Below are 15023 nucleotides of genomic sequence, written 5' to 3' on the forward strand. Positions count from 1 at the left end.
GGGAATGCCTCCGGGAAACCACATGGCGTGTTTCGACGTTGCTGAGCGAGACTACCCGGATGTCGAGCCTGGACAGCACCTGGTCACCTGCGGACAATCCCCATGCCATCGCGGTTTCGGAAGCGCAGTGGTGGTTCCGGTCGGCAATGTTGACCGGCCTCCGGATCCACGGCGAAGACGATTGCCGGGTGGGATTCAGTTCGCGTCAGATCGATGCCCGTCAGCTGGTCGTGGCGCTCTGGCAGCTTCGGCTAGCTGAGAAGTTGCAACAGCACGCGCTGCGCGAACTCGGGGTGGATCTGACCGTGATCGCCGCGCTCAGCCGGGCCCGCACGTCGTTCGACAAGGTGATGCCGGGGCTTCGGCACATGCGAGATGGAATGCTGCACTTCGACGAGTGGACACGAGGCACCGGTGCCGGGCCGCAGAGGAAGGCGGTCGTCGCGGGGACTGCTCCGCGGGAAGTTGCCGCCGAATACTCGCGTTTCGGTTATGACCCGGCCACTGACGAAGTGACGTTCGGGCCGTACACCTTCGAAGTCACCGCCGCGCTTGATGCCGCGAGAGGTCTGGCCGACGCGATATATACGGCTGCGTGCGCGGTGGACCTGCGAAACGCAGCTGCCTTGCGGACTCGAACCGCCGAGGTGCTCCGCTCCGCTGAGCTCGGAGGAGCGGCCGGGCGAGCCACACGAGTGGTGCTTGCGGCGGATACGCGGGTGTGGGTGTCGCTGGAGAATTCTGCGGAGCCGGATCGTGGGCTGGTGGCCGAGCGTGTTGTCGAGGCGCTTACCGCAGCGAATCTCAGGCTGGTCTCTTCGCGGGAACCGCAGAGTGAAGACTGGGCGGAACGGCTCGAGAACGGCGAGGCTCTCTTCGTGGAGTAGTTCAGCTGCGCAGTGAGCCCGGGAAGAGGTCGGCGTCCGCGGGCAGTGTCGTGCCGTGGAACCACGCCGTGAAGAACTCCTTCAGGTTCTTGCCGCTGATCTGCGTCGCCATCGCCTCGAAGTCCGCCCACGTCGCGTTCGCGTGGCGGTAGCGAGTGGGCCATTCGCGGAGCAGGCGGTCGAACGCCGGGTCGCCGATCTCGCGGCGCAACGCGTGCAGCGCCAGGATTCCCTTGTTGTACACGCCTTCGAACTCGTGGCCCTGGCCCATCGCGACCAGCTTCTGCGCCCAGAAGTCCGTGCTGCCTCGGGTGATTTCGATGGCCGCGCGGTAGCGGTCGTCCAGGGTCTGGCCCTCGCGCTCGGCCCACAGCCACTGCGCGTACGACGCGAAGCACTCGTTCAGGCAGATGTCGGACCAGTCGCGCAGCGATACCGAGTCGCCGAACCACTCGTGGGCGTTCTCGTGCACCAGGGTCGGGAGGTCGGCCCACTTCGCGTACGTCGGCCGGGTTTGCGTCTCCAGCGAGAAGTGGACGTCCTCGTTCAGGAAGATGCCGCCGGCCGCGGATTGGGGGTACGGGCCGAACTTGGCGCTCAGGAAGCCGAGCACCTCCGGGAGGCGGTCGCCGATCGCGCGGTGGCCTTCGGCGCCCGGTGCGTACGCCGAGACCACCGGGGTGCCGTCCGGCAAAGTCGACTTGTCGATGCTGAACTTGCCGATCGCGATCGTCGTCAGGTAGCTCGCCACCGGGTTCGGCTCGGTCCACGTGCCCGGCGGGCCTTCGCGGCCGTTCGAAACCACCGTCCAGCCGGCCGGGACACGCGCGGTGAGCGTGAATGTCGCCTTGTCGCGCGGGGTTTCGTTCACGGGGTACCAGAACGCGGCCGAGTGCGGCTCGCCGACCATGAACGCGCCGCCGTCGGCCGAGTGCTGCCAGCCGTTCTCGCTGCCGCCTTCGTGCGGGGTCTTCGCCGGGTCGCCGTCGTACCGCACCCGCGTGCGGAACGTCGCACCGGCGCGGATCGGCGACGACGGCGTGATCGCCAGCTCGTGCGCCTTTTCCCGGCCGAAGCGCGCCGGCTGTCCGTCGACGTCGACGCTTCGCACGGTCAGCCCGCGCAGGTCGAGGTCGAAGCGGCTCAGGTCCTGGGTCGCCCGCGCGGTGACCGTCGTGTCGCCGTCGAGGTGACCGCTCGGCGGGTCGTAGGTCACGCCGACCTGGTAGCCGAGGGCGTCGTAGCCGCCGTTGCCGTCGTCCGGGTAGTACGGGTCGCCGGCGCCGGACGCACCCGGCGCGGGGTGCAGGGGCGGTGGCTGGGGCACGCCGGAGACGGCGTCACCGCTGCACGCCGCGGCGACGATCACCGCGGCGCAGACGGCGAGGGCAGCGAGTCGGCGGCGCATGCCCACCACCATAGGTGATGGATTGCGATCACTTGGTCACGTTCCGGAGCAGGCCTTTTGTGGTTAGGTGGCCGCGTGCTCTGTTTCGGCGGCACCGGCGTGCCGATCGTTCTGCTCCACGGCCTGATGGGCCGCGCGCGCACCTGGTGGCGGGTCGCGGAGTGGCTCCGGCCCTACGGCGCGGTGTACGGCCTCGACGCGCGCGGCCACGGCAGCGCCCCGCGGGTCGGCCCCTGGACGACCGAGCGCTTCAGCGACGACATCGCCGAAGCGCTCCGGACCCTCGACGCGGGCCCGGCCGTGCTCATCGGGCACTCGATGGGCGGCCTGCACGCGTGGGCGACCGCCGCGCGGTACCCGGAGCTGGTGCGCGCGGTCGTGTCCGAGGACTTCGCGCCCGACCAGCGCGGCCGGACCGTCGAAACCTGGCGCGGGTACTTCGAGAGCTGGCCGGTGCCGTTCAAGTCGCTCGACCACGTCCGCGAGTTCTTCGGCGACGCGGGCGAGTACTTCGCGGACTGCGTCGAGGAGCGCGAAGACGGCTACCACCTGGTCGCCGACCTCGAAGACCTGTACGTCATCGCGGCCGAGTGGGGCCGCCGCGACTACTGGGACGTCGTCGACGCCATCCGCTGCCCGCTGCTGCTGGTCGAAGGCGAGCACACGGCGATGCCGTCCGGTCAGCAGGCCGCCGTCGCGGCGCGGGTGCCGGGCGCGAAGCACCTCGTGGTGCCGGGTTCGGCGCACCTGCCCCACGACGAAGCCCCGGAGACCTACCGCGGCGCGGTCGAGGCCTTCCTCAGCGACGTCCTGGGCCGGTGAGCCACGCGTGACCAGGCGGACGGCACACCGAGCGCGCCGTTGAGTCCGGTGCACCGACCGCCTGGTCACGCGCGAGACAGGTCCGCCCGCCAAGCCGCGGTCGAGCGGTCCGAGGGGACGATCAGCGGCCACACGTCGGCGCCGAGGAAGCCGGTCTCGTCGGCCGCCTTCGCCGCGGTGCACGTGTCCTTCTCCAGGCCCGCACGGGCCGCGAGCGCGGCGACGGCGTCCGTTGTGGACTTCCCGAAGACGCCGTCGGCCGGCACGTCGAAGCCGGCCGAGCGCAGGAACCGCTGCGCCAGCTGGACCTTCTTGCCGGTGGCGCCCGGCTTGAGCAGCGGCCACTCCGCTTCGGCGCGCGCAACCGAGACGCCGAGGACGCGGCCCACCGCCGTCCGCAGCTCCGGCAGCCGGTCGTAGAGCACCTGGCCGCAGCACTCGGTCGAGTTGAAGTCGCGGTGGCCCTTGATGAACTCGGGCGTGATCGAGTACTGGTGCGCGATGTAGGCGACCAGGCCGACCAGCGAGTTCCACAGCGCCGTCGTGACGTCGACCGTGCTGTACAGGCCTTCGTTCTCGATGCCGATGCACTCGCTGTTGTGGTTGCCGACGTTGGCGCCCTGGACGTGCCGGGTGCCGCCGCGCAGGATTTCGAGGCTGCGGTGGCGTCCTTCGGTGATGTAGCCGCCGCGGCTGTTCGTGAACTGCTGGCCGGTGTCGATCCAGCCGCGCGTGTCCATGTGGAAGTTCTGGATGTCGCGCGAGATCTGGAGGGCGTGCGCCAGCGAGTAGTCGGTGTTGTTGCCCGGTTCCACCGTGTGGTGCACGACGATGTAGGTCGGCTTGTGGTTCTCCACCACGATCGTGCCGGTGGCGGGCCGGGCGCCCCACTCGGACGTCGGGTGGATCGTCGGTGTCGGCACGGCCGCCGCGGCCGTCCCCGTGGTCGTCATCCCCAGTGCGCCGGCCGCGGTCGCGGTCACCCCCGCCTTGAGCAGGGTCCGGCGGTCAACAGTGACCATGCGGAGAAAGGTAACTCCGCATCGCGCCGAAGACAACTATTGACCAACTTTGGTTGTAGTGCGTCAGTGTTCACCCGGCAGGGCGAAGAGACCGTCGCGGGTCTGTTCGAGGAGGCCGTCGGTCAGCAGGGAATCCAGGCAGCGGTCGCGCTGCCCGGCGTCGTGCCAGACGAGGTCCAGCTTCACCTTTTCGACCGGTCCTTCGCTGCCGCGCAGGACGTCCAGCAGCCGCCCGCGGACCTGCCGGTCGGTGCCGGCGAACTTCTGCACCGGCTTGGCCGGGCCGGCGTACTCCGGGCGTCCGGCCAGCTGCCACGCGCACTCGTCGTAGATCGGGCAGTCCGCGCACTTCGGCGAGCGCGCGGTGCAGATCAGCGCGCCGAGCTCCATGATCGCGGCGGAGAACTTCGCCGCGGGCGCGTCTTCGGCCGGCAGCAGCGCCTCGACGTCGGCCATGTCCCGGGTGTTCGACGCGGGACCGGCGTCCCCGGCCCCGTGCACCGCCCGCGCGACGACCCGCCGCACGTTGGTGTCGACGACCGGGGCGCGCCGCCCGTAGGCGAACGCGGCGACGGCCCGCGCGGTGTAGGCACCGATGCCGGGCAGCGCGAGCAGGGTGTCCACATCGGACGGGACGACGTCACCGTGGTCACGCGCGATCACGCCGGCGGCCTCGTGCAGCCGCAGCGCGCGGCGCGGGTAGCCGAGCTTGCCCCAGGCCCGCACGACCTCGCCCTGGGACGACGCGGCCAGCGCCGACGGCACCGGCCAGCGCGTCATCCACTCGCGCCAGATCGGCTGCACGCGGACGACGGGCGTCTGCTGCAGCATGATCTCGCTGACCAGCACGCCCCACGCCGAGCAGTCCGGCTCGCGCCACGGCAGGTCCCGGCCGTGCGCGGAAAACCAGTCGAGCAGTACGCCAGCGTCCACAGCCACGCGGAAAAGGCTACTTCACCTCGGTGAGCTTCCCCGTCTTGACGTCGTACACGAACCCGCGCACGTTCTCCGTGTGCGGCAGGTAGGCACTGCGCCGCACGCGCTCCACCGACGTCCGGACGCTGTTCTCGACGTTGCGGAACGCCTCGACCGACCAGGTCGGGCGCAGGCCGGTGTCGCTCTCCAGCTCGTCCTTGAAGTCGTCCTCGGTGACCATCGACAGGCCGCACTCGGTGTGCTGCACGATCAGCACCTCGCGGGTGCCGAGCTTGCGCTGCGAAAGGGCCAGCGAGCGGATCATGTCGTCGGTCACCACGCCGCCCGCGTTGCGGAGGACGTGCGACTCGCCCTGCAGGAGGCCGAACAGCTCGAACACCCGGATCCGGGCGTCCATGCAGGTCAGGACGGCCACCTGGAGCGACGGCTTGGGGGACGACCGGTCACCGGGCGTCACCTCGCCGAGTTCCTGGTTGCGCTTGAGCAGTACGTCGATCGAGGTCATCGGTCACCTTCCGGCCAGTGGCCCCGCGGCGCGGGTTCGTTCCCCTCCATTTGACCGGCCGGTGCGCGATCGAGCAATGCGGTACGAGCAATGTCACGGGTTTCTACCCGCCGAACCAGGGCTCCTCGACCGTCCGCGGCGGTGCCGACGTGCGCCCGATGCGCAGCTCGGTGGGCAGCGTGATCACCTTCGGCGCGCTGCGCTCGGCCGAGCCGAGCAGCAGGCGACCGGCCGTCTTGCCCTTCTCGAGCACCGGCTGGTGGACCGTGGTGAGCCCGATCCGCTCGGCTTCGGCGATGCCGTCGAAGCCGGTGACGGTCAGGTCCTGCGGCACGCGCAGCCCACGCCGTTCGGCCTCGGCCATGGCACCGAGCGCGAGGATGTCCGAGGTGCAGATCACGGCCGTGATCTGCGGGTACGCGTCCAGCAGCTGGCGGGCCGCGGACGCGCCGTCGTCCACCGTGTGGTCGAAGCGCTCGACCACCGGGACACCCGCCCAGTCGACGCCGGCGGCCGAGAACGCCACCGCGAGCGCCTCGAGCCGGGTGCGCTGGACGTGGAAGTGCGCGCCGCTCTGGCGCGCCGGTGACACGAAGTCGTCGTTGCGCTCGCGGGCCAGCCGCATGCAGATGACGCCGACCTGCCGGTGCCCGAGGGAGACCAGGTGCTCGGCGATCTTGCCGACGGCCGCCGCGTCGTCCGGGCCGACGCGGTCGATGCCCTCGATGCTCGGCTGGTCGATGATCACCGTGGGCACCGGGCGTTCGAGCACGGCGGCCAGGTGCGGGTCGTCGTCCGGCACGGAGTAGACGACGAAGCCGTCGACGCCCGCGCGGTGCACCGCGGCGACGTCTTCGCGGCCCGGGCTGGCCGGCACCAGGTGCAGGCCGACGCCGGCGTCTTCGCAGGCCAGGGCCAGTCCTTCGAGCACGCCGACGGCGGCGGGGTCGCGGAACGCGTAGGAGAGGTTCTCGGTGAGCAGCAGGCCGACCGCGCCCGCCTTGCGCGTGCGCAGGGAGCGGGCGACCGGGTCGGGTCCGGGGTAGCCGAGCCGCCGCGCGGTCTCGAGGACGCGGCGGCGCAGTTCGGGGGACAGCTGGTCCGGCCGGTTGTAGGCGTTGGACACCGTGGTCCTGGACACACCGAGCTCCGCCGCGAGCGACGCCAGCGTCGCTTGCCTCCGGGTGCGAATAGGACGTCCCATCAGCAAACCGTAACGGTTCAGATCGTTTTCCTGAAGAGACACCCCGGGTGGTCGATGTCTCGATCCGCATGCACGAAGACGCATACACCCAATCGCGATCGGATGGCCAGGAAGTCATCCGGATGGGGTAAGGTGAATCTGACAACGGTTTCCATTAGCGTCTTCAGGAGTCCCGCATGAGTTCCCGCCGCAACCGCCGCACAGGCTTCGCGCTTGCCGCCGCTTCGGCCCTGTCCGTGCTCGCCCTGGCCGCGTGCTCCGGTGGAACCGCTTCCGACGGCGGCGGGCAGCCCGGCGGCTCGGACAAGATCAAGGTCGTGGCTTCGACGGACGTCTGGGGCAGCGTCGTCAGCGCCGTCGGCGGCGACAAGGTCGAGGTCAAGTCGGTCATCCACGACCCGTCGGCCGACCCGCACTCCTACGAGACCACCGCCGACGACGCCCTGGCGGCGAAGGACGCGAAGCTGCTCCTGTCCAACGGCGGCGGGTACGACGAGTTCTTCGACAAGCTCGCCGGCCAGGCCGGGGACGCGAAGAAGCTCGTCGCCTACGACATCGCCGCGACCGGGGACGAGAACGAGCACGTCTGGTACGACCTGCCGGGCGTCGGCAAGGTCGCCGACCAGGTCGCGGCGCAACTCGGCGAGCTCCAGCCGGCGTCGAAGCAGGCGTTCACCGACAACGCGACGGCGTTCAAGGCGAAGGTCGGCGACCTGGAGAAGCGCCTCGGCGAGCTGGGCGCGGCGCACCCGGGCACGAAGGTCGTCGTCACCGAGCCGGTCGCGCACTACCTGCTCCAGAGCGCGAAGCTGACGGACGCGACGCCGAAGGCCTTCGCCGACGCCGTCGAGAACGACACGGACGTGCCGGCCGGCGCCGTGAACGAGTACAAGCAGCTCATCGCCACCAAGCAGGTCAAGGCGCTGATCAACAACGCCCAGACGGTGACCCCGCTGACCCAGGACGTCGTCGGCCAGGCGAAGGCCGCCGGCCTCGGCGTCGTGGACGTGACCGAGACGCTGCCGCAGGGTGTGACCGACTACATTGGCTGGATGACCGGGGAAGTGGACGCGCTGGCGGGAGCGTTGAAGTAGGCATGCCTCCTGTCTCCGTCTCCGACGACGTACGCCCCGCGGTCCGGGTCCGCGGGGCGGGCCTGGCGTTCGGTCCCCGCACCCTCTGGTCCGGGCTGGACCTGGTCGTCGAGCCGGGCGAGTTCCTCGCCGTCCTCGGCCCGAACGGCTCCGGCAAGAGCAGCCTGCTGAAGGCGTTGCTCGGCATGCAGGGCCTGTCGGCGGGCACGGTCGAGATCGCGGGCGGGCGCCCGGGCGGCGCCAACCGCAAGATCGGCTACATCCCGCAGCAGCGCGCGATCGACGAGTCGCTGACGCTGCGCGGGGTCGACCTGGTCGGGCTGGGCCTCGACGGCCACCGCTGGGGTCCCGGCCTGTTCGGCTCGGCGGCCCGGCGCCGTCTCGTCGCTTCGGCGATCGACGCGGTGGGGGCGACTCGGTACGCGAAGCAGCCGGTCGGGCGCCTGTCCGGCGGCGAGCAGCAGCGGCTGCGGGTGGCGCAGGCGCTGGTCGGCGACCCCGAGGTGCTGCTCTGCGACGAGCCGCTGCTGTCGCTCGACCTGGCGCACCAGCGCGCGATCAGCGAGCTGATCGACGCCCGGCGCCGGACGGCGGACACCGCGGTGCTGTTCGTGACGCACGAGATCAACCCGGTGCTGCCGTTCGTCGACCGCGTGCTCTACCTGGTCAACGGCTCGTTCCGGATCGGCAAGCCGGACGAGGTCATGACCACGGAGACCCTGTCCGAGCTGTACGGGACCCGCGTCGAGGTGCTGAAGGTGGGCGGGCAGATCCACATCGCGGGCGCGCAGAGCGCGTTGTGCGAGGAGGAGCCGCACCACCACGAACACGACGTCGAAGAGCAAGTGGGCTGAGTCTTGGATCTGTTCGACTTCGGCAAGACCTGGGAGCTGATCACCGAGCTTTCCGGGGTGCAGACCGCGCTGGTGGCGGCGTTGATCCTCGGCCTGGTGGCCGGCGTGATGGGCCCGCTGATCGTGATGCGGCGGATGTCGTTCGCGGTGCACGGCACGTCCGAGCTGGCGTTCACCGGCGGCGCGGCGGCCCTGCTGCTCGGCATCGGCGTCGAGTACGGGGCGTTGATCGGCGCGGTGGCGGCGGCCCTGCTGCTGGGCATCCTCGGCGCGCGCGACGCGGACCGCGACTCGGTGATCGGCGTGATCCTGTCGTTCGGCCTCGGCATGGGCGTGCTGTTCCTGTCCTTCTACAAAGGACGGTCCGGGAACAAGTTCGGGATCCTGACCGGCCAGATCATCACGATCGACTCGACGAACCTGACGTTGTTCGTGGTCTCGTCGGTGGTGGTGCTGGCGGTGCTGGCGCTGGTGTACCGGCCGCTGTTGTTCGCGTCGGTGGACCGGAACGTGGCGGTCGCGCGCGGGGTCCCGGTGAAGACGCTGACGGTGGTGTTCGCCCTGCTCGTCGGCGTGTCGACGGCGCTGAGCGTGAAGGTGGTCGGGTCCCTGCTGGTGGTGGCGCTGATGGTGACGCCCGCGGCGGCCGCGGCCCGCGTGACGGCGTCCCCGCTGCGCGCGACGGTGCTCTCGATCGTGTTCGCCGAGGTGTCGGCGATCGGCGGGATCGTGCTGTCGCTGGCGCCGGGCCTGCCGGTGAGCGCCTTCGTGACGGCGATTTCGTTCCTGATCTACGTGGTCTGCCGCCTGATCGCCTGGCAGCGCGACCGCCGGACGAGAGTCCGGGCGGTGCAACCGGCCCCGGACCTCGTCGCGGCGACTTGAGCTACTGCACCTGGAGCGTGTCGCTGATCGCGGCGTTCCCCCCGCTGGGGTAGCCGACCGACTGGTAGGCGGCCCGGCTCCGCTGCAGGACGCACGCGTTGCTCGGCGTCTGCCGGACCGACTGGGCCGGCACCGCGTAGTTCGTGATGTAGGCGCAGAGGTAGTAGCTGCCGGACTTGTAGTAGCTGATGTTCACCCGCGACGGGATCCAGTTGTAGTTCGAGGCGTTGCCGAGGTGGACGGTGAAGTAGACCTCGTTGTTGTCCGCCCAGGCGCACGACTGCCAGTACAGCGCCGAGTTGCCGGGAGCGTACTGGTAGCCGCTGCAGACGTGCCCGAACTGCCCCGGAGCCACGATGACGTCGGCGGACGCGACGCCCGCGCCCGCGAACAGCCCGGTGAGCGAAAGAACGACCGCGGTGACGAACCGTTTCATGAGTTCCCCTCTGCTTGTCCCGATCGGCCGGTCGGCCGCCCGGAACACGCGTGGGTCCTCGCCGGGTTTAGCGGCGTCACCCGGTCAGCCCAGCATCAGCAGGACCTGCAGTTCGCCGACCAGGAAGCCGATCACCCCGCCGACGGCGATGAGCTTCCACTCGTCCTGGCGGAACGCCGGGCGCAGCAGTCCCTCGAACTCCAGCGGCGTCAGCGCCAGCATCCGCTGCTCGATCACCTTGGCGACGTCCATCGCCTCGGTCAGGTAGCCCTCGGCGTACCGGGCCGTGTCCGGGAGCTGCTCCAGCGCCTTCCGCGCCGCCGCGTGCTTCATCTCCCGCAAGCGCGTGCCGCCCACTGTCCACGAGAGCGGCATCTGCGTGTCCACCGCGGACGACACCATCTGCTCCACCAGCGCCGCCAGGCGGTCGGCGCGGGGGCCGCGCAGCACCGCGTCCAGGAGGTTCTGGACGGTCAGGACCTCGGTCGCGATCAGCTCGCCGTACTGCCGGGCCACCTCCGCGCGCCGCCGCTGGAACTTGCCCTGGAAGATCACCCGGCCGACGCGGACCGGCTCGCGGGGGACGAAGATCAGCTTGATCGCCAGCCAGTCGGTGAACAGCCCGATCACGCCGCCGAACGCCGGCAGCACCCACGGCTCGCGGGTCAGCGCCCACACCACCGTCTGGACGACGCCGAGCCCGAAGCCGAAGTAGATGCCCATCCGCGCGATGAACGCCATCTCCGGGCGGGACGTCTCGCGGATCAGCCGGACCAGCAGCGCGCGGTCGCGCGTCAGCCGCTGGACCGTCATGTGCTGGACGTCGAGGACCTCGTCGAGGTTCTCGCGGACGTCGTCGAGGAACTCCCGCACCAGCCGCGGCGCGGACGCCTGGACCTGCTTGATCAGCATTTCCTGGGCGAGCGTCGGCATGACCTCCCACAGCCGCGGGTGGTGTTCGGCGAGCACCTCGCGCGCGATGTGGTCGACCGCGCGCAGCAGCGGCTGCTCCAGCTCGGTCGTGATGATCACCGGGTCGATCCGGTCGAGCACCTCGCGGAGATCGAGGAGGTTTTCCGTCAGCAGCTCGGTCGCGACCGCCGCCATCCGGCCGCCGTGCTTCGGGACGACGCCCTGCCAGCCGAGCAGCGGCGGGATCCCGACGAAGTCCAGCGGCCGGAACATCATCTCGATGGCGACGCGCTTGGTGACGTACCCGATCAGCGCCGCGACGAACGGCATCGCCGCGTAGACCGGCCAGTGCAGCGCGAGGTCGTGCAGGACAGCGTCCACCCCGACCTCCCTCGCGGTCCCGAGAGCGAAACCGTACCGGCTACCCGAGCAGGGCGAGCACCTGCAGTTCGCCGACGAGCCCGCCGATCACCGCGCCGACGGCGATCAGCTTCCACTCGTCCTGCCGGAACGCCGGCCGCAGCAGCTGCTCGAACTCGAGCGCGCTCAGCTTCCGCATCCGGTCGACGATCGTGTTGCGCACGTCGAGGGCGTTGATCGCGTAGTTCTCCGCGTACCGGATCGTCTCCGGGACGCGCTCCGCGGCCTTCGCCGCCGCCGTCTGCTTCATCTCCTGGAACTTCCGCGTCCCGACGGCGATGGCGACGAACGGCTTGACCACGCTGGCCTGCGCGTCGATCGTCTTCTGCACCTCGCGGGTGATCATCGCGAACAGCTTGTCGGACTTCGGCCCGCGCAGCACGGCTTCCAGCAGGTGGGGGATGGTGATGATCTCGCGCGCGATCATGTCGCCGTAGTCGGCGGCCACCTGGTCGCGGCGCTTCTGGAAGACGCCCTGCCAGGTGTAGAGCCCGAAGAACCGGCGGGGCTCGCGCGGCAGGAAGATCATCTTGAGCGCGAGCCAGTCGGTGAACCAGCCGATGAGCAGGCCGAACAGCGGGAGCACGATCGGCGACTTCGTCAGCGCCCAGACGACCAGTTGCACGCAGCCGAGGCTGAACCCGAACCAGATCCCGGAGCGGGCGATGAACCGCATCTCCGGCCGGGAGATGTCGCGGATCAGCCGGTTCAGCAGCGCCTTGTCGCGCACGAGGTTCGTCACGACCATGTGCTCGAGGTCGAGGACGTCCTCGATGTTGTCGGCGATCTCCCGCATGATCTTGGTGATCGCCTTCGGCGCTTCGGCCTGCACGCGTTTGAGCAGCAGTTGCTGCGCGCTGTTCGGCAGCACCTCCCACAGCCGCGGCTGGTAGGTCTCCATCACGTCGCGGGTGACGTCCTCGACGACCCGCAGCAGCGGCTGCTCGATCTCCTTCGCCACCTGCGCCGGGTCGAGCCGCGCGAAGATCTCTTTGGGGTCGACGAGGTTCGTCGTCAGCATCGCGGTGGCGGTGGCGGCCATCCGCTCGGCGTTGGCCGGCAGCACGCCCTGCCAGCCGAAGGGTTTGACGCCGACGAACTCGAGCGGCCGGAACATCATCTCGATGGCGACGCGCTTGGTGACGTAGCCGATCAGCGCCGCGATGAACGGCATGGTGACGTACACCTGCCAGTGCGTGCCGAAGTCCACGCGCGCACGCTATCGGCCCGGCGTCAGTGCAGCAGGAGCAGCACCTGGAGTTCACCCACCAGGCCACCGATGACCGCGCCGACCGCGATGAGCTTCCATTCGTCCTGCTTGAAGGCCGGCCGCAGGATGCCCTCGAACTCGATCGGCGTCAGCTGCTGCATCTTCTCGACGATCGTGTTCCGGACGTCGAGCGCGCCGGTGGCGTAGCTCTCGACGTGCTTCACCGTTTCGGGGAGGTAGGCGATGACCTTCTCGGCCGCCGCGCGCTTCATCTCCTGGTACTGCCGGCCGCCGATGGTCAGCGCGACCAGCGGTTTGGCGACGCTCGCCTGCTGGTCGACCGTGCGCTGGACCTCGCGGGTGATCATCGCGAACAGCTTGTCGGCGCGCGGCCCGGTGAGCACGGCCTCCAGCACGTTCCGCACGGTGAGCACCTCGTCGGCGATCAGCGCGCCGTAGTCGGCGGCGACCTCCTGGCGCCGCTTCTGGAACATGCCCTGCCAGCGGAAGAAGCCGAACCTGCGCGGCTCACGCGGGTAGAAGATCATCTTGAGGGCGAGCCAGTCCGTGACGAAGCCCGTGACGAAACCGAAGATCGGCATGATCAGCGGCTCCTTCGTCAGCGCCCACGCGACGAACTGGACGAGCCCGATCACGAACCCGAACCAGATCCCGGACCGCGCGATGAACTTGAACTCGGGCGCGGCGACCTCGCGGATCAGCCGGCAGGTCAGCGACTTGTCGCGGACCATGGCCTCGATGAGCATGGCGTTGACGTCGAGGACGTCGTCGATGTTGGTCGAGACCTCCCGCATGAGCCGCTTCACGACGGCCGGCGCCTGCGCCTGGACCTGCGCGACGAGCAACCGCTGCGCGCGCGCCGGCAGGAGTTCCCAGAGCCGCGGCTGGTAGGTCTCCATGACTTCGCGGGTGACCTCTTCGACGGCCTTGAGCAGCGGCGGTTCGAGCTCTTTGACCATTTCTTCCGGATCGAGCCTGCTGAAGATCTCCTGCGGGTCGACGAGGTTGCGGGTCAGCAGGTCGACGGCGGTGGTGGCCATCCGCCGCGCGTTCGCCGGGATGACGCCCTGCCAGCCGAGGAACGGCCGGATCCCCCGGAATTCGAGGGGCCGGAACATCATCTCGATGGCCACCCGCTTGGTCAGGTAACCGATCAGGGCGGCGATGAGCGGCATGGTCGCGTAGACGTGCCAGTGCGCGCCGATGTCGGCGAGTATGTCCACAATGGCCTCCTCGCCGTTAACCGCTGGTCAACAAGCTCAGGATGCCATGTGTGACCGGGGGTTCCAAAATCCGTGATGCATCCGTTTGGCGGTACGTGCGGACGGTCCCCGGCTCACTAAGGTGTGCCGATGGTCGCGCCTGAGAAGCCCCAGTCCGCTCCGAAGACCACCCAGTTCGCGGTCGGTGTCCGCGGCTACAACCAGCGTCAGGTCGACGAGCGCCTCGCCGAGCTGACCAGGGAGATGCGCGAAACGTCGCGCAGTCGCGACGAAGCCGTCGCGACGTCCTCCGACCTCACGAAAGCCCTCGCGTACGCGCAGAAGGAACTGGCCGAGACGAAGGCCGCCCTCGCCAGGATGAGCTCGAGCCCGTCCGGCGCCGGCGCCATGGCCGAGCGCGTCCGCATGATGATGCAGCTCGCGGAAGAGGAGATCGCCGACCTGCGCGCGGCGGCGGAGGCGGACGCGGCGTCGACCCGCGACCAGGCCGACAAGTACGCGCACGAGACCCGCCGCACGGCCGACAAGCTGGCGAAGGACGCGGAGGACGAGCGCGCCCGCCTGCTGTCGGAGGCCAAGGCCGAGATCGAGAAGCTGAACGCGGCAGCGGGCGCGAAGCGCGTCGAGCAGGCCGCGGCGGCCGAGCGCGCCCGCAAGGAAGCAGACGCGGCAGCCGAGGCGGCGGCCGCGGCCGCCCGCCAGGAGGCCGACCGGGTGGCGTCGGAGGAACTGGCCCGGAAGAAGAAGGCGTTCGAGGACGACTACGCCGGGAAGAAGAAGGCCTTCGACGAGGAGATCGCGCGCAAGCAGCAGGAGACGCAGTCGGCGCTGACGTCGGCCCGTGCCCAGCAGGCGGACGCGGACAAGAACCGGAAACTGGCCCTCGACCTGCGGAAGAAGGTCGCCGAGCGAATCGCGGCGACGGATGTCGCGGTCCAGGAAGCGATGCGGTTGCTGGCTCCGGTGGAGGATGCTCCGGTGGCTGGGGAGCGGAAGCCTGCTCCTTCTCCTGCCCCCGCTTCTTCTCCGGCTTCCGCCCCGGCCGCTCCTGCCGCGAAGGCTGCGGTCAAGGGCTGAGGCGGGCGCGCGACCCGCGGAGCTTTGCGGCCTGGCCCGGCGTCTCGTCGAGACGCCGGGCCCACCGCTGTTCCGTGGCTCGCTGGGGTCGCGAATGACTCATTCGG

The 15023-nt window shown here is 69.9% G+C and carries 15 protein-coding genes; 6 read left to right on the forward strand and 9 right to left on the reverse strand.

Annotation, left to right across the window (positions count from 1 at the left end):
• The first annotated feature begins 59 nt into the window (after positions 1-59).
• Positions 60-887, forward strand: a complete 828-nt coding sequence (locus SD460_RS09650) for a hypothetical protein (protein WP_290060194.1) — start codon at positions 60-62, stop codon at positions 885-887.
• 1 nt (position 888) lies between these two features.
• On the opposite strand, the gene SD460_RS09655 is transcribed toward SD460_RS09650, so the two are convergent.
• Positions 889-2295 carry a M1 family metallopeptidase gene (locus SD460_RS09655; protein ID WP_318306083.1) on the reverse strand — a complete coding sequence of 469 codons (1407 nt, stop codon included), beginning with the start codon at positions 2293-2295 and terminating at the stop codon, positions 889-891.
• Between the two features lie 75 nt (positions 2296-2370).
• On the opposite strand from SD460_RS09655, the gene SD460_RS09660 reads away from it, so the two are divergent.
• Complete coding sequence (locus SD460_RS09660; RefSeq protein WP_318306084.1) at positions 2371-3117, forward strand: alpha/beta fold hydrolase; 747 nt, start codon at positions 2371-2373, stop codon at positions 3115-3117.
• A gap of 65 nt (positions 3118-3182) precedes the next feature.
• Here the strand turns inward: SD460_RS09660 and SD460_RS09665 are convergent, their stop codons facing one another.
• The 4 genes from SD460_RS09665 to SD460_RS09680 all read right to left on the reverse strand — a co-directional run bounded on the left by SD460_RS09665 (position 3183) and on the right by SD460_RS09680 (position 6784).
• Positions 3183-4139, reverse strand: coding sequence for a peptidoglycan recognition protein family protein (locus SD460_RS09665; protein WP_290060188.1), 957 nt, complete (start codon positions 4137-4139; stop codon positions 3183-3185).
• 63 nt (positions 4140-4202) lie between these two features.
• Positions 4203-5078 carry an iron-sulfur binding domain-containing protein gene (locus SD460_RS09670; protein ID WP_290060187.1) on the reverse strand — a complete coding sequence of 292 codons (876 nt, stop codon included), beginning with the start codon at positions 5076-5078 and terminating at the stop codon, positions 4203-4205.
• Between the two features lie 10 nt (positions 5079-5088).
• On the reverse strand, positions 5089-5580 hold the full coding sequence (locus tag SD460_RS09675; RefSeq protein WP_290060186.1) for a beta-class carbonic anhydrase: 492 nt from the start codon (positions 5578-5580) through the stop codon (positions 5089-5091).
• A gap of 103 nt (positions 5581-5683) precedes the next feature.
• Positions 5684-6784 carry a LacI family DNA-binding transcriptional regulator gene (locus SD460_RS09680; protein ID WP_290060185.1) on the reverse strand — a complete coding sequence of 367 codons (1101 nt, stop codon included), beginning with the start codon at positions 6782-6784 and terminating at the stop codon, positions 5684-5686.
• 176 nt (positions 6785-6960) lie between these two features.
• Between SD460_RS09680 and SD460_RS09685 the strand changes: the two genes are divergently transcribed.
• From SD460_RS09685 to SD460_RS09695, 3 genes are read left to right on the forward strand one after another with little or no spacing between them, the layout of a single operon-like run.
• Positions 6961-7878, forward strand: a complete 918-nt coding sequence (locus SD460_RS09685; RefSeq protein ID WP_290060184.1) for a metal ABC transporter solute-binding protein, Zn/Mn family — start codon at positions 6961-6963, stop codon at positions 7876-7878.
• A gap of 2 nt (positions 7879-7880) precedes the next feature.
• Positions 7881-8732: a metal ABC transporter ATP-binding protein gene (locus SD460_RS09690; protein WP_318306085.1), complete on the forward strand. Its 852-nt coding sequence runs from the start codon at positions 7881-7883 to the stop codon at positions 8730-8732.
• Between the two features lie 3 nt (positions 8733-8735).
• On the forward strand, positions 8736-9617 hold the full coding sequence (locus SD460_RS09695) for a metal ABC transporter permease (protein ID WP_290062415.1): 882 nt from the start codon (positions 8736-8738) through the stop codon (positions 9615-9617).
• Between the two features lies 1 nt (position 9618).
• Here the strand turns inward: SD460_RS09695 and SD460_RS09700 are convergent, their stop codons facing one another.
• The 4 genes from SD460_RS09700 to SD460_RS09715 form a co-directional block, all read right to left on the reverse strand.
• Entirely contained in the window at positions 9619-10053 is a 435-nt protein-coding gene (locus SD460_RS09700; protein WP_290062414.1) for a hypothetical protein, read from the reverse strand.
• 84 nt (positions 10054-10137) lie between these two features.
• On the reverse strand, positions 10138-11346 hold the full coding sequence (locus SD460_RS09705; RefSeq protein WP_290062413.1) for a DUF445 domain-containing protein: 1209 nt from the start codon (positions 11344-11346) through the stop codon (positions 10138-10140).
• Positions 11347-11386: 40 nt separating this feature from the next.
• The gene (locus tag SD460_RS09710; protein WP_290062418.1) at positions 11387-12559 is read right to left on the reverse strand and encodes a DUF445 family protein; all 1173 of its coding nucleotides are present in this window, start codon (positions 12557-12559) and stop codon (positions 11387-11389) included.
• A gap of 59 nt (positions 12560-12618) precedes the next feature.
• Complete coding sequence (locus tag SD460_RS09715; protein ID WP_290062417.1) at positions 12619-13791, reverse strand: DUF445 domain-containing protein; 1173 nt, start codon at positions 13789-13791, stop codon at positions 12619-12621.
• Between the two features lie 177 nt (positions 13792-13968).
• On the opposite strand from SD460_RS09715, the gene SD460_RS09720 reads away from it, so the two are divergent.
• Complete coding sequence (locus SD460_RS09720; protein WP_290062412.1) at positions 13969-14916, forward strand: hypothetical protein; 948 nt, start codon at positions 13969-13971, stop codon at positions 14914-14916.
• Positions 14917-15023: the final 107 nt, after the last annotated feature.

This window comes from Amycolatopsis solani (genome assembly GCF_033441515.1).
Classification (GTDB): domain Bacteria; phylum Actinomycetota; class Actinomycetes; order Mycobacteriales; family Pseudonocardiaceae; genus Amycolatopsis; species Amycolatopsis solani.